At 28.4% G+C, this 14,215-nt stretch carries 13 protein-coding genes and 1 pseudogene; all 14 read right to left on the reverse strand.

Annotation, left to right across the window (positions count from 1 at the left end):
- Positions 1-85: 85 nt before the first annotated feature.
- The 14 genes and pseudogenes from AC2GW8_RS13495 to AC2GW8_RS13560 all read right to left on the reverse strand — a co-directional run bounded on the left by AC2GW8_RS13495 (position 86) and on the right by AC2GW8_RS13560 (position 14,187).
- Positions 86-481: a YkvA family protein gene (locus AC2GW8_RS13495; RefSeq protein ID WP_440880399.1), complete on the reverse strand. Its 396-nt coding sequence runs from the start codon at positions 479-481 to the stop codon at positions 86-88.
- 693 nt (positions 482-1,174) lie between these two features.
- Positions 1,175-1,315: a hypothetical protein gene (locus AC2GW8_RS13500; protein WP_440880400.1), complete on the reverse strand. Its 141-nt coding sequence runs from the start codon at positions 1,313-1,315 to the stop codon at positions 1,175-1,177.
- A gap of 110 nt (positions 1,316-1,425) precedes the next feature.
- Positions 1,426-1,650: a hypothetical protein gene (locus AC2GW8_RS13505; RefSeq protein WP_440880401.1), complete on the reverse strand. Its 225-nt coding sequence runs from the start codon at positions 1,648-1,650 to the stop codon at positions 1,426-1,428.
- 137 nt (positions 1,651-1,787) lie between these two features.
- Positions 1,788-1,943: pseudogene (locus AC2GW8_RS13510) on the reverse strand (serine hydrolase); the annotation flags it as partial.
- Between the two features lie 236 nt (positions 1,944-2,179).
- Positions 2,180-2,416, reverse strand: coding sequence for a serine hydrolase (locus AC2GW8_RS13515; RefSeq protein ID WP_440880402.1), 237 nt, complete (start codon positions 2,414-2,416; stop codon positions 2,180-2,182).
- 116 nt (positions 2,417-2,532) lie between these two features.
- A complete protein-coding gene (locus AC2GW8_RS13520; RefSeq protein WP_440880403.1) occupies positions 2,533-3,018 on the reverse strand; it encodes a GNAT family N-acetyltransferase in 486 nt (161 codons plus the stop codon).
- A 201-nt stretch (positions 3,019-3,219) separates the two neighbouring features.
- Positions 3,220-5,052, reverse strand: a complete 1,833-nt coding sequence (locus tag AC2GW8_RS13525) for a serine hydrolase domain-containing protein (protein WP_440880404.1) — start codon at positions 5,050-5,052, stop codon at positions 3,220-3,222.
- Between the two features lie 179 nt (positions 5,053-5,231).
- Positions 5,232-6,290, reverse strand: a complete 1,059-nt coding sequence (locus AC2GW8_RS13530) for a serine hydrolase domain-containing protein (protein WP_440880405.1) — start codon at positions 6,288-6,290, stop codon at positions 5,232-5,234.
- A 153-nt stretch (positions 6,291-6,443) separates the two neighbouring features.
- The gene (locus AC2GW8_RS13535; RefSeq protein WP_440880406.1) at positions 6,444-7,571 is read right to left on the reverse strand and encodes a helix-turn-helix domain-containing protein; all 1,128 of its coding nucleotides are present in this window, start codon (positions 7,569-7,571) and stop codon (positions 6,444-6,446) included.
- Positions 7,572-7,686: 115 nt separating this feature from the next.
- The gene (locus AC2GW8_RS13540) at positions 7,687-8,505 is read right to left on the reverse strand and encodes a hypothetical protein (protein ID WP_440880407.1); all 819 of its coding nucleotides are present in this window, start codon (positions 8,503-8,505) and stop codon (positions 7,687-7,689) included.
- Between the two features lie 52 nt (positions 8,506-8,557).
- Positions 8,558-12,151, reverse strand: a complete 3,594-nt coding sequence (locus AC2GW8_RS13545; RefSeq protein WP_440880408.1) for an ABC transporter permease/M1 family aminopeptidase — start codon at positions 12,149-12,151, stop codon at positions 8,558-8,560.
- A gap of 17 nt (positions 12,152-12,168) precedes the next feature.
- On the reverse strand, positions 12,169-13,053 hold the full coding sequence (locus AC2GW8_RS13550) for an ABC transporter ATP-binding protein (RefSeq protein WP_440880409.1): 885 nt from the start codon (positions 13,051-13,053) through the stop codon (positions 12,169-12,171).
- A 118-nt stretch (positions 13,054-13,171) separates the two neighbouring features.
- A complete protein-coding gene (locus AC2GW8_RS13555) occupies positions 13,172-13,546 on the reverse strand; it encodes a hypothetical protein (RefSeq protein ID WP_435262660.1) in 375 nt (124 codons plus the stop codon).
- A gap of 71 nt (positions 13,547-13,617) precedes the next feature.
- Positions 13,618-14,187 (reverse strand): hypothetical protein, encoded by a 570-nt coding sequence (locus AC2GW8_RS13560; protein ID WP_440880410.1) that lies wholly within the window; start codon positions 14,185-14,187, stop codon positions 13,618-13,620.
- Positions 14,188-14,215 lie beyond the last annotated feature (28 nt).

The raw sequence follows: 14,215 nt of genomic DNA on the forward strand, positions 1-14,215 counted from the left end.
ATTAATAATAAAATTTAAGTTGCTAGTAACTAAAAGCTTATAATTTAAAGGTTCTAAAATTTAAATTTTAGAACCTTTAAATACCTTATTGTAGCTCTTTTTTATCGTAGTCACCAAACCACTCGCTAAGTTTGTTTTCCGCATTCTTTTTTACGTTAGCATCAATATGAACTGCAACAACAACTAATGCTGTTGCTAATACAGCTAAATCATCAGAATAACCAACCACAGGTGTTACATCAAGAATAACATCGATTGGAGCTATAAAATAGCCAAGTGCTCCAATGATAGTAGTTTTTGCCATTATTGGAGTTTCTTCTCTTTTGTAAGCATAGTAAAGTTTTAAACTTTGATAAATAACTTTAATTCCAGCTCTTTGAAAAACATCTTTTATTTTATTCCAAAAGTTATCATCTGAGTATTCACTTTCATACTTTGCTTTGTTTTCTTCAAAATTTTTTGTTGCGTTTTCAACTGACATAATATTTTTTTTGTTATTAACGAATATGTTATTTGTCTTTAAAGGTACTTATAGAAAAGACTAAATAAATTGGTAATTCTTTTAAACTGTCGTTTTGGACGAGTCAATTACATAAATATCCTTTTTAATTGATTTGATAATTAATTTATTGTATTGTTATTATGGGGTAACAATTGAAATAAAATATTCATGTGATTTTATTTGAGAATAAAATTATATGGTTTTTTGAAAAACTATATGAAGCGAATTGGATCGTAGAACGAAATAGGTTTAATAAAGTACTTTTTTGAACTATTCTTTCTTTATTCCGATGAAAATCAATTGTTCAAACTTCGTTATCTTTTACTACTCATAAAAGGATACTTATTTGCTGAGTTTCATTAGATTCTAAAAATTGTTTAATTTTTTTGAAAAATCATTGTGTTATAAGTTAATCTGATAGTAAACTATCGTATTTAAAACCTTTAAAATATCTCTGATTTGTATTAAATAAATTTATCTTTTTTGAAGAATATCCAATCTAAAAATCGATATATTTAGTTGTAATTTTTATTTTACAATGCTTTTCTATTTTTAAAAAAGATTAAGTATTCTATTGTTTTATAAACATATGCGCTTTATTTTAATTCTGAATATTAAAATTAGATTTTATCAAGTCAATAAACTCTGAATCGCTTAGCATTTTTCTTACTATTAAAAGAATTGTTCAGCATTTTCCCCAGCTCCATATCTTAGTGTGTCGGTATTGTCCGTTACAGTTTTAAAAATTACATAAATTACTTGTTCTGGAGTACCAATTGAATCTTCTTCTATTCTTTCATTAAATATATTCATTACTTTGAATACAAATTCATAGTATTCACTTAAGTTTTCATTGTGACGAAAATCCAGTCCACGACCACTAAAATCGGTATTAATTCCTCTTGGCTCTATAATTTTTACTTTTACACCAATAGGCTCTGATTCATAATGTAATGATTCATAAAAACCTTCAATAGTGTGTTTTGTAGCGTAAAAGATTGCAACAAAGGGAATGTTGTTTTACATCCTATAGAAGATGTGTTAGTGAATATTCCATTTATATTCTTCCTGAAATGAGGTAATATTGTTCTTGTAACATCAAGCTGTCTTGCTACGTTTTCTTTTGTTGTAAATTTAAATGTACCCATTAAAGCGTAACCAGCATTATTTAAAACAATATCAAATTTTTCAAACCTATTTATTTCTTTTTCATCTGCATTTGTTATAGTGTTTGCACCTTAAACATCTAACCTTGTAACTTAATCTATTTGGATTTTCAATAGTATCATTTGTTGAATTTGGATAACCAAAAAAAGGTATTATTCATTTCCAGTGGTTCTAAAATATTAGCTTTGATATATTTTTCAAATGATTGTTTTGATACTTTTTCTATAATTAATACTAAAATGTGATAGTTAGCATTAGAATATAGTTGATTTTCGTTTGGTTTATTTTTTTAGCTTTACATTTTCATAGTCTAATACCCTATCCAAAGCGTTTTCGCTCATATCTTTTAAATTCCAAGACTTGTTTTCATCAAGTTGTGAAAAACCCGCTTGAATGATAAAATAAATTTCTAATTTTTATTTGGTTAGAATAATTTGCGTTGTAAGTTTTGAAACTTGGTAAGTAAAGGGTTACTTTTTCATCTAAATCAATTGGCCCTTTTTCTGAAAGCTACATTATAGTAAAACCAGTAAAATATTTTGTCATCGATGCTATTCCAAATGCCGTTTTTGGTGTCATTTTAGAACCAGACTTTTTAATCAAATTAAATCCTTTTTCGAAATATACTTTTTCATTTTTCACGATAATTATAGAAGCTCCAATTACATCTTTTTCGTTGAATGTTTGAAGAATTAGTTTTTTAATTATAATTGTGTCGATTGCTCTTTTCTGCTGTGTGAAGAACAAAACGAAGTTGAAATAAATAAAAGTCCAAAGAATAGTTTTTTTAAATGTTTAATTATTAGAATAATGTTTTTTTATATTACTGCTAACGTTTTGGCTAAGTTACGTTTTAATGCAGTTTAGGTGATGTTGTAGTTAGTTTCATTCACCCATCTTATTTTTACAGCAGAAATTTTTTCTAATTCTAATCTATTTGCTGTCAATTTTCTAAATCCATTTTTTAGATAAAAGTTCAAAGGTGAATTGTATAACTCACCATTTTTCTTTTTGTCTTTATTATGGTCAATTACCCAACCATTTAATTCATTTTCTTGCTGTTTAGCGAGTTCAAGTAGTTTAGTTCCAAATCCTTTTCCATGAAGCTTTGAGTCCAAAATAATTGCAAACCATTTTTCGTTATCTCGCTTAAAGTCAAAGTACCAACCTTTAACTTTACGTTCTGAATTAATTAAAAGTAGATGCCTCTGTTCATTCAGATCATTGAGGTATACCTCAAATTCTTTAATAGAATTAAAAGACAACCTTTCAGGATATTCGTTGTTCCATAAATCAAAAATCTCAAGCTTTTCAGATTCTAATAATATAGGACGTTGTATGAGTTCCATTTTAGAGATTATTTTAATTAGCTACAACGTTAATTGTAAGAATAGTAAGGGGTTTTGGAATGCTTATTATTCGGTTAATCTTAGCAAAATTATAAATTTTGCGGACTTTGTAAAAAGTACTGAACTTTTTTTTAGGCAATAAAACCTTATTATTTTACACTTTGTTATGTATTTTAATTTTTTTATCAATAAATCTTGATTCTATTTCAAAGATTCAATTTTGATCTTAATTTCATTTTTATCTTTTTTGTCTTGTAACTTTGGCAGAAGTAGTTGATAATACTTTAAGGTTTCTTTCTTATTTCCTATGCGTTCATTTACTTGTGCTAAAACCCAAATGGCATCTGTACTTTCTGGATTTTCATTATGATTAAATTCAAGAATTTCAATAGCTTTTTCAATATCATTTCTCTTGTAAAACATTACACCTAATTCTAACAAGCTATTCGAGAAATCATATTCAGTTTCATCATTTTTTATCTTTTTATAGGTTTGCTTTGCTTCTGTAAAATCTGAAGTCGAGAAAGCTTCAACTAATTTAACTTTTACTGTTTTTAAAGTCTCAATTGGAATTCTCCATTTCTTATCTTCTCTTTCATTTTTCAAACGATGAATTTTTATAGTTTTTATTTCATTATTTGATTTCTCAAAAGTGATTAAATTAGGATAATTTTCAATTTTAAAAACATATTCTCCTAAGTGATACATTTTATTTTTTGGTTTTCCTGTTAATAACTTGAGAATTTGAGACGTAATATAGAGTTCCCCATTTTCATTTTCAATGGAAACTGTTTCCTCAAAGTTTCCGTACATAAAATCCAAATAACTCCCTACTACATTTTTTTCGAAAGTATCATCTAAGGGAATAATAGATAATTTAATATCTTCTCTCCAATTCAGTTGATTTATTACTTTTGAACGCAAGAAAACAAATACTGGCAATCTGTTTTTTGTTTCTCCATTAGCCAACATTACGATTCCTTTACCGTCTTTCATTGAAATATTTATCTCACCACCTACACCTGTATTTTGACCCATTATTGTCAACCAGTCTAAGTTACCAAATCCATAGGAACGCTGCCAGCCTAATGCACCACCACCTGCATACTTATAGGTAACTATTGTGCTTAATTCTTTTGCAACTTCGGAACTAATTACTTTGGTCTTTTGTCCGCCTAATGCCTTTTGTGTTTCTATTGCAAATAAAGCTAAATCTTTTGCTGTACTCCAAGTACCAGATGGTGCGAGTTGAGGGCAAATAGGTAATCCCGTCCGAATGATTTGTTGTTCTATGTTATGGACTTTGGCTACATTTTTCGAAAAACCTCTCTCATTTGGCTGGATCAATGTTGTATGGTTCATTTTTAAGGGTTGAAAAATGGTTTCTTTCACAATATCTTTGAAAGGTTTGTTTAAAGTATCTTCCAAAGCCATCTGTATAATCACATATCCACCACCACTATAATAAACGTCTGTTCCAGGCTCAAAAAGTATTTCAATTCCTTTATCGTAATTGGGAAGGCCCTCTCCATTTAGGATTTGCGTCAAAGAAGGGATTGCATCATTTTCATAAAAATCGGCATATCCGCTATGCGAAGTGCCACCTGTATGAGATAATAAGTGTCTAATTGTTAAATCCGTTTTTTCTAAATATTTAGACTTTGGCAGTGACCATCTCTTTAAATAATATCTAATTGGGCGGTCAATGTCTATTTTTTTAGCTTCATCTAAAATCAAACAAGTTGTTGCGGTTATTGCTTTAGTAATAGAAGCGGTCGAATAGGCTGTATTTTTATTAATTTCATTTTTTAATCCGTTTTCTTTGTAACCATACTCTTTACTCCATATGATCTCGTAGTTATCAATTACAGCAATACTCATTCCTGATAGTTTGTTTTCTTTCATAAGATCAAGTACTTCTGTTGTTAGATTTTCTAGTTTTTCAGTCGACTGTTTTATGTTTTTTTTATTTGTATTACAAGACACTAAAATTATTAATAGAAATAGAATATGTGTATTAGGAAGTTTTAGCATTATTTTTATTTTTTATTGCACATAACGTTTTGTGTATGATTAGTTGCGATTTTTTTATTCAAATGTATTTAAAAATTATTGTATTCTGTTTTTATAGAATACTTCCTAAAGTAACCTAAACTCAGCAATTAATTTTACATGGTGTTACCTGTAGGCTTTTCTATTCAGTTCTTAATAAATTAGTTCAATATTTTTTCATAAATATCATTCAATAATTTCTGACTCATTTTTGAGTTCCTTTGATCTATGAAGATTATAATGCCCCAATTTTTAATTCTATTGTAGCAAATAATGGAAGATTGCCCCATAGAGTCGCCTGATTTTAAAAATAATGTGTTATTATCATCAGTTATTATATTTAAACCTAATCCCATTTTTCTATTTCCATCTTCATAAAATATTTGCTCAGTTAAAATTGCAGCTTTTGATATTGGGTTTTCTTTATTTAATACAGCTTTTAAAAATGTAATCATATCTGAAGCATTTGATTTTACTATCCCAGCAGGTGCTGTTATATTCCATTTAATAAATTCCTGAATTCCACGAATAGGATTGTAACCATTAGTTCTGTTTTTTATATCAAAATCTTTAGTTAAGGTATTTGTCATTTGTAAGGGGTCTATTATTTTTTCTCTTAATATTTCATCATAACTTTTATTATAAACTTCTTCTAATATTTGTCCAAGTAATGTAAAGCCAACTGTGGAGTATCTGTATTTACCATAATCGATTAATTCATCACAATTATTGACAAGGGATGATAGTGTGTTTTCAGTAACGTTACTCACGGGTTGTTGTGGATTTAACTCTATTAACTTTCTAAAATCTAAATCGGGTAATCCTGATTGATGTGAAGCTAAATCAATTATTTTGATTTTATATTTTAGGTTTTTAGCTAATACATATTCCTTTGGAAGATAGTCATCTATATAATTATCTATTTTAATTTTATTTTCAATTACTGCTTGCGCAATTAAATTTGAAGTTAAAATTTTAGTTATAGATGCAATTTCAAATATAGAATTTTTATTGATAGCTATTTTACTACCTTTATTCAATCTGCCATAGGCTGTATAGTATTCTTCATTATTGTTTATAAAACCAATACTAACTCCAACCTCTGGATTGTTTAGATAGTAATTTTTTATTAATGAATCAATCTTTCGAGAAATTTTTTGTCCAAAAGAAAAGTTAGTTATTAAAATAAGTACTGTTAAAATTTTAAATGAATTTTTCATTGCATCGAGTTTTGGGTTAAAAATTATTTTCGATACAAATATGTCGAAGTAAATATCCTTGTGCGACCGAATAAAAATAGTCATACGCATTTACTTTAAAAAATAAGTATGAGTATTTTAAAGTTCAAGTACGAATAATCGCAAATTATTGATTTAAAATTTTTTACGATATGCTGTAGGTGTAGTTTTAGTGTGTTTTTTAAAAGCTGTATTAAAAGAAGATTTTGAATTGAAACCTACTTCATATAGAATTTCTAAAATTGTCAACTCACTTTTTGAATTATCTTTTAAAATTTCCATAGCTTCCTTAATGCGATAGCTGTTTACAAAGTCATAAAAATGCTGATTTAATTTATGATTAATAAGAAGAGAAAGTTCTCTAGTTGGAATTTCGATGGCATTAGAAATGTCTTTAATTGTCAAAGAATGTTTAAGAAATGGTTTTTCTTCAACCATGTATTTTTTTAATTTTAATAAATCCTTATTGTATTTGTTTTCATGTAATTGCCCATTCTGTTTTTCTTCTGAAATAATTTTTCTAACGAGTTTTAGTTTTGAATCAATAGTTCTAAAAAGATTAGGATTGTTAAGTGCTTTAAATAAATACCAGTTTATAATAACCAATTCAAATAGAAAAAGTCCAATTTTTAACAATTCTGCAACTTCTGTATATGTGGAAAATTTAAAAATATTTTTTAGAATAGCTAAAGAATAGAAAATTGAAATTGCCAATGTAAATTGAAATAGCCAATTAAGAGATTCCATACTTGCTCCTGCATAATTTTCGAGATATACTTTTTTTATTTTTCTTAATGTTGTAATGGCAAGAATTAGATAAAATACAATTTGAATATGAATGAATATATGATTAAACTGTATTTCTATCATACTACTACTTTTTTCAAGAAAACTAATTTTTGAATCGAGATTAACTGAATAAAATCGAGGTAATAAAATTAAGTTTGCTATTAAAAAAGGAATTATATGGGTTAAATGTTTGGTTTTCATGTTAAAATCAGAATAGCAAACAGATAGGACATATAAATAAAAAGTTGGAAGTTGTAAAAAGGTAAATAAGTTTCTAAACATTCCAATATTTGAAGGATTTTCATATAATAAGGAGAATAAACTTCCGCTAACATCAATTGCAGTTAAAATTAGAAAAAAAGCAAAAAGACGATTACTTAATTTATGCTCTGTTTTGACGGTAAACAAAAATAATGACAGAATGAATGAAATGAACATTGTAATTACTGCAACTAATAAATTTACTTTATCCATTATTTATATATTTATTTTCATAATCTCTTTTTGTAAAGTTGGTTTTCAGCTTGCAGGTAACGTATCTCAGCTAAACTGTCGTTTTAATGCGTTTAGCTTTTGTTGGCAATAGTTACTATTGCTCATTATCGATAAAACGTATTGTCTGAAAAATATTATTAACCCCTAGATTTAACCTGCTCAATCCAGCTATAACTTCTTTTTTATCAGGGAATTTATTAAGAAGAAATTTGGTAAATCTATATCTAGGAATTAAATATATATTATCGCTAATTTCTAAATAATAATCTTTTTCAACGGCGCCAAATAATTTATGTTGATTAATAATTCTTTTGTATTCATATAATTTTACATTTCCATTATAAATCAATTTAAGATAAGCTTTTCCTTTATCAAAAGGAGTTATTTTTCTTTTCTTTTTATAAAAATATTCAAATCCGTCTTTTCTAAAAAAATGAATAAATTTTGGTTTTATTTTTAGTTTTTTATTTACAAATTTAAATTTAGCAACATCATTACGAGATCGAATAACTCCTTTAATTGTATCTCCATTTATACTTAAAGCGTAATCTTGTCTAGATATCTTATCAATTTTATTGAAAAAAAGATGAGTTTTATCAATTGAAACTGGAATAAGAAAAGGAAAATAGTCTTCACCGTTCAATCTCGTTAAACTATCATTTTCAACAGAATTAAAACTTGTAGGAGAAACAGTTAAATTTTCATAAGTTAATCCTTGATAATACAATTTTACTATTGTTGAATCAATTACATATGACTTTTTGTCAAAATCATAAAATTTTGATTCTGCAAAATTAAAATTACCAAAGATTGTATCTTTGTTCTTTGTAATAAGAAAATCAGAGAACTTATTACTTTGGGAAAAAACATTTGTTGAAATTGCAATGATTAATAGTAATAATACCTTTTTCATATTTACCTTAAATTATTGCCAACGTCTGAATAAACACCTGTTTTAATGGTGTTTATTCTTTGTTAGGCATTGTTTCTTTTACAGTCTTTATATTATCACTATAAACTCTATCAATTAGCAAATGTTTAGGGTCTATGGCTAATTTAGCAGGAAGAGAATCAATGATAAAAGTGAATTTCATTTCAGGCTTGTTCACTTTTACTCGTTTTTGAAAAATTAAATTTTTCTCATCAGAATCGGCAAAAGCTCCCACATCAATCCAATCATTTAATTTCATAGGAGTTTCGTTTCCGATTGTATCTGCTAATAATTTTTTAGACTCAATGCTCATCGTAATTTGATATTTTCCATTATCTAATTTTTTATATGAAGCTTCTTTCATTCGGTTATCATATAAAGTGATTTCTTTAAACCAATCATTTATCAAATATTTCAAAGAATCAGGAACTTGTGGTTCTAAATGTTTCATGAAGTCCAAGGAAGTAGGATAGGGAGGCTTTCTGTATTTGAATTGTTCTAAGAAGTTTTTCATAGCCGTATTTACCTCGTCCTCACCAATGTAATCTTGTAAAGCATATAAAATCACACTTCCTTTTCCATAATGAATGTGTGTTTGGTTTTCAACTTTGTAAAGAGGTAGTTCTTTGTCATATTCACTACTTCGTCCTCTTAAATATCTATTATGATTATATTTTAAGAATTCACGCATTTTCATTGGAGTTTTAGAAATACTCTTCATTGTCATTAAAGAAGAGTATTCAGCAAAGCTTTCACTAAACATTGTTGCACCTTGCATTTCTGCTCCAACTACTTGGTGAGCCCACCATTGATGTGCCATTTCATGTGCAATTACAGCATCAACAACATTGTTTCCCTCTTCATCTTCTAAATTAATAACAAACCCAATAGCTTCAGAATATGGCATTGTACCAGGAAATGCTTGAGCAAAACTAGAATAACGTGGGAATTCTATGATTCTACATTGTTTATGCATGTACGGACCAAAGTTTTTAGTGTAATAAGCTAAAGATCTTTCTACAGCATCTAACATCATTTCAACATTTTGAGGATGTTTAGAATCGTAATAAACTTCAATGTCCACTCCTTGCCATTTTCGAGTTTTCACTTCGTATTTGGCAGACATAAATGAGTAGAAGTTTTGAGATGGATGGTCTACTTTGTAATGATAGTAGTTTCTCCCATCTTCTTGCCATTCTTTTAATTTTGTACCAGGAGCAATAGCAATTTGATCTCCAGCTGTAGAAATAATAGTTTCTACATTTATAAAATCGGAAGTTCCATTTGTTAGATAGTTTTTCATACAATGTTCAGAACAGTTAGATTCTAGTTCTGGCATTCTATCTTTTGGTTTTAAATCATATTTTTTACGCGTGTTTTTATCACCTAGTTCATTGCCAGCTTGATATCCTAAAGCAGGTAAAATTTGAAAGTTGTTTAAGAATGTTCCATTCTTTATAATTCCTGTATTTCCAATTTCATTTTCAAAACCTTTCGAAATATATTTAGTGTTTATTTCGATATTAATTCTATCACCCGGATTCATTGGCTTTGATAATTTGTAAATTCTATAGTCAAATTCTTTATCATCTAAAATGAGTTCCGCGTTAGGAATTAAAATTTCTGGTTCCCATCGTGAATCAATATTGTAGTGAATAGAATCAATTACTTTTTCTGATTCGTTTACTAAAGTCATTTTAGTATTTACAAATACATCTCTTTTGTAAGGAAACAAATCAATAGTATATTTTACATCATGAATTTTAGGAAGCGTAACTTTATCAAATTTTTTGTAAGTCTTTTCATAATTAGCGAAAAGTTGTTCAAGTTCATCAGCGGTCTTGTATTCGTTTAAAACTTGTGTGTTATAAAATATAAAACCAGCTACAGCAATCCAACAAGAAATTGTTCCTACAATAATTAATCTATAGCTTTTTGGGACTTGTTTTTTAGCTATTTGTATTCTTTCTTTTATAGAACTAATAGCACCCCTATTCCATAGTGCACCAGCAATTAACAAGCAAATAAATGAAAATAAAACCCAATAGAAGTTGAACCATATTACTCCAGTAAGTGATGGGCCAAATGAATTCATGTCAGAATATATTAATCCTGGTCTTCCACCAATTGTAAGCATATTTGATTGAACATCAAATATTGAAAGCATGATTTCCCAAACAAATACCACCATGATAGAAGCGAAATAGCCTATGTATTTGTTATTTAGTAAAACTTGAATCATAATCATTACTCCGCTCCAAACGATATAAGTTATTAAACTTGTAAATACAAAATCAAGTATATATACATCCAATTCAATTCGGGTAAATCCATTCAATAATTGATAAATAACTCCACAAATGATAAAAAATGCATGCAGAACAACGGTAATACTGACTAATGAAAGTGCTTTGGCTGATAATGATATTAATGATGTGTGTGGAGTAGCATCAATTACTTCATTAATTTTACTTTCTCTATCTCTCCAAATTAATTCTCCACTGAAGAATACCAAAATGATAATTACAAAAATTCCAGAGGCATTAGTAATTGTATCAATTAGCTTGTATGTAAGTGGATAAGCTTGTAATCCATAATATTCAAATCCCCCGATTAAGTTTGCTATTAAGATTATTGCACTAAAAGGAAACAGAATCTTGAAAGTGACACTTTTTACAATACTCAAAAAATTAATCAAAAAGAAACTTTTGAACTGGGTCCATTCTGTTTTACCTGTGTAAATAGGGTTCAGTTTAGGAAGTGTGAATATTTGATTGGATACTTTTTTATTTTCTTTTTGAATTTTAATTTTTTTATTTTTCTCTTGAAATGAGAAGCTGAAATATGAAATCAGTAGAACAACAACCCCAGTAACAATCCAAATCAATCTATTTAAAATTAATAACCCTGAAAAACTTGGGCTTAATGTGTTTTTCTCTATAGGAGTGTAGTATTTAGCATATAAAGAATATGCTCTAATTCCAAAAGTATCAGTTAATGCACCAATAGTTTCGTTATCTATATCAGAGATTAAAGTACCAGAAATGATGTATCCAATAATAATGATAAGCGAACCAACAAATGAAATAACAGTGCTTTTCCATTTATTTGCCATTGCAAAAATGATTGTTCCAGCAAAGAACATATTTGGTAAAATGAAGATAAAGTAATTGTTTACAAATGTTTCTAAATAGAAACTTCCAAAACGATCTGCATCAACCCATCCGAAAGCAGGCGCAAGTGTTGAACCTAATAAAACACCCAAAAAAACACCTAACATAGGGATAGTGGATAATACTAAAGCACCGAAAAACCTTCCGAAGAAATAACCTGATTTACTTAAAGGTGTACTAAATAATATTTCATTAAAATGATTTTTGTGATCTCGAAGAGCTGCATTGTTGTAAAATGCAGTAGCTATTAGTAGACCAAAAATTGTCATGATTGTTGTGTAGATAGTAATGATATGAGGAGCGTTTTTGTATACGTTCCCAACAGCACCACCAATAACAATATTATCGCTTGCGGTTGCTCCAAAAGTAAATAGAGCCATTAATCCCAAAAAGATGTAAACCATGGGTTGTTTGAGAGAATATTTTAATTCTGAAAGAAAGAAATTCTTAAACATGATAAATCAATTTGATATTAAACTAAAACATTAGATGTGTTGATTTTTGAGAAGAATACATCTTCCAAATTTGGCTTCACTAATTCAAATCCATTGTCAAGATTGGTTTCGCTAAACACATGAATCAATGGCAGACCACCTACCATTTTGTTAGAAATAATTGAATACTTATTTGCAAAACTTTCTAATTCTTCGCGTGCTACAATTCGTTGATAAACTTTTCCATCTAATTCGTCAATTGCATTTTGTGGGTTTCCTTGATACACAATTCGACCAGCATTCATCACTGCCATTTTTGTACATAACTCTCTTACATCATCTACAATATGAGTGGAAAGAATAATAATTACTTCTTTCCCTATTTCTGCTAATAGATTGTAAAAACGATTTCTTTCTCCCGGATCCAAACCAGCAGTAGGTTCGTCAACAATTATTAATTTCGGATTACCAATAAGCGCTTGAGCAATTCCTACTCGTTGCTTCATTCCTCCAGAGAATCCTTTTACACTTTTATTACGCTTATCGAATAAATTAACTTTATCCAATAAGTATTTTACTAATTCTTTACGTTCACTAGAATTTGTAATTCCTTTCAGAATACACATGTGATCTAGCAATTGTTCAGCAGTGATTCTTGGATATACACCAAATTCTTGAGGCAAGTATCCTAGATTTCTTCTTAATTCTTTAGGATTATTAAAAATATCAATGTCATCTAACATAGCTGTTCCTCCATCCGCTTCTTGCAAAGTAGCGAGTGTTCGCATCAATGAAGATTTCCCTGCACCATTTGGTCCTAAAAGACCAAACATTCCGTTTTCAATTTCGATTGAAACATTGTTAAGTGCTTTTACTCCATTAGGATAAGTCTTTGTAAGATTATTTATTTTTAAAGTTGCCATAGAATTTGTTTTTAATTTAAAGGTAGGACGATTAAGTGATTAATTTGTTACAGCTAATAATGTCTAACGTTTTGGCTAAGCTGCGTTTTAATGCAGTTTAGGTGGTGTTGTGTTTTCGTTATTTTTTGTTGTCATTTATATTTCCGTTTTTATCAAATCCAGGAGGCCATTCCCCATATTTAGATTTAAATTCCTCAGGAGTAGCTGGTTCTCCCATATTTCCATGAAATTTATACTTTTCTTTTTCTGCAATTAATTTATTCCATGTTTTATCGTCCATTGATTTTTTTCCGAATGAAGTTAACTTTTCAGTTTTAGAATAACTTAGGCTTTCAATTTTTTTATTAATCCTTACTTTTTGTTCTGAAGTTAATTTTTTTGCAATTGCTTTCCACAAGTCCGATATTGGATTATTAACTTGTAACATAGCCAATTTCTCAACATCCTGTGTTGTTAAGTTTTTAGGAAAATCATCTGGGTTAAATTCAGTCATAGGATAAAACTTCTAATCATATTTTTCAAATAAAACACAACGTTTTGTGTAAAATGCGTTTTAATGTATTTTTACATAGTGTTGGGTAGAGTTATTTTTATTCGTTCAATATTTACAAAAGGTTCTTTTTCCTCAACATATTCCAATAGGTCAAACGCGATTCCAGTTTTCCCTTTTTCAATTTCTACGTTTACAATTCGTTCCAATTTTTTTATTCCAATTGCATCAACACCATAATAATCGATAAGAATAGAATTGTTTTTTTCGAATAGAGCTTTTATTATCAATGCTTTTCGATTAATAAATCCTATTTTTTCAAATTTATCATTCAATTTAATTCCGATTTCGTCTGCAATTCTTATTGCGCTTCGCTTGTCAATCTTATTTTTCTTAATCAAATACTTCTCAACCGTAAGAGGAAATAATTTTTCCAAAATCGAATTTTGAGAGTAATTTTTCGCCCAAGGTAAATTGTTGTTCTTTTTTTGAAAACGCTTTATTAATTCAATGGTCAGGTCAAATCCAATAATTCTCACACTAGGAATGTAAAGTCGGACTAGTTTTCCGCTTTTTAATTCAAATTCAGGTACAGATATTCCGTTTAACTCAAACCCTTTGTTATAAAAAATGCTGTTTGTCATAATTGTACCCAACGGTCTAGTATAAGAA

It is taken from the genome of Tenacibaculum profundi (assembly GCF_057162725.1).

Coding starts and splice junctions, on each gene's coding strand:
- AC2GW8_RS13495 (WP_440880399.1), bottom strand. CDS start 481: ATGTCAGTTGAAAACGCAACAAAAAATTTTGAAGAAAACAAAGCAAAG.
- AC2GW8_RS13500 (WP_440880400.1), bottom strand. CDS start 1,315: ATGAATATATTTAATGAAAGAATAGAAGAAGATTCAATTGGTACTCCA.
- AC2GW8_RS13505 (WP_440880401.1), bottom strand. CDS start 1,650: ATGGGTACATTTAAATTTACAACAAAAGAAAACGTAGCAAGACAGCTT.
- AC2GW8_RS13520 (WP_440880403.1), bottom strand. CDS start 3,018: ATGGAACTCATACAACGTCCTATATTATTAGAATCTGAAAAGCTTGAG.
- AC2GW8_RS13525 (WP_440880404.1), bottom strand. CDS start 5,052: ATGCTAAAACTTCCTAATACACATATTCTATTTCTATTAATAATTTTA.
- AC2GW8_RS13530 (WP_440880405.1), bottom strand. CDS start 6,290: ATGAAAAATTCATTTAAAATTTTAACAGTACTTATTTTAATAACTAAC.
- AC2GW8_RS13535 (WP_440880406.1), bottom strand. CDS start 7,571: ATGGATAAAGTAAATTTATTAGTTGCAGTAATTACAATGTTCATTTCA.
- AC2GW8_RS13540 (WP_440880407.1), bottom strand. CDS start 8,505: ATGAAAAAGGTATTATTACTATTAATCATTGCAATTTCAACAAATGTT.
- AC2GW8_RS13545 (WP_440880408.1), bottom strand. CDS start 12,151: ATGTTTAAGAATTTCTTTCTTTCAGAATTAAAATATTCTCTCAAACAA.
- AC2GW8_RS13550 (WP_440880409.1), bottom strand. CDS start 13,053: ATGGCAACTTTAAAAATAAATAATCTTACAAAGACTTATCCTAATGGA.
- AC2GW8_RS13555 (WP_435262660.1), bottom strand. CDS start 13,546: ATGACTGAATTTAACCCAGATGATTTTCCTAAAAACTTAACAACACAG.
- AC2GW8_RS13560 (WP_440880410.1), bottom strand. CDS start 14,187: ATGACAAACAGCATTTTTTATAACAAAGGGTTTGAGTTAAACGGAATA.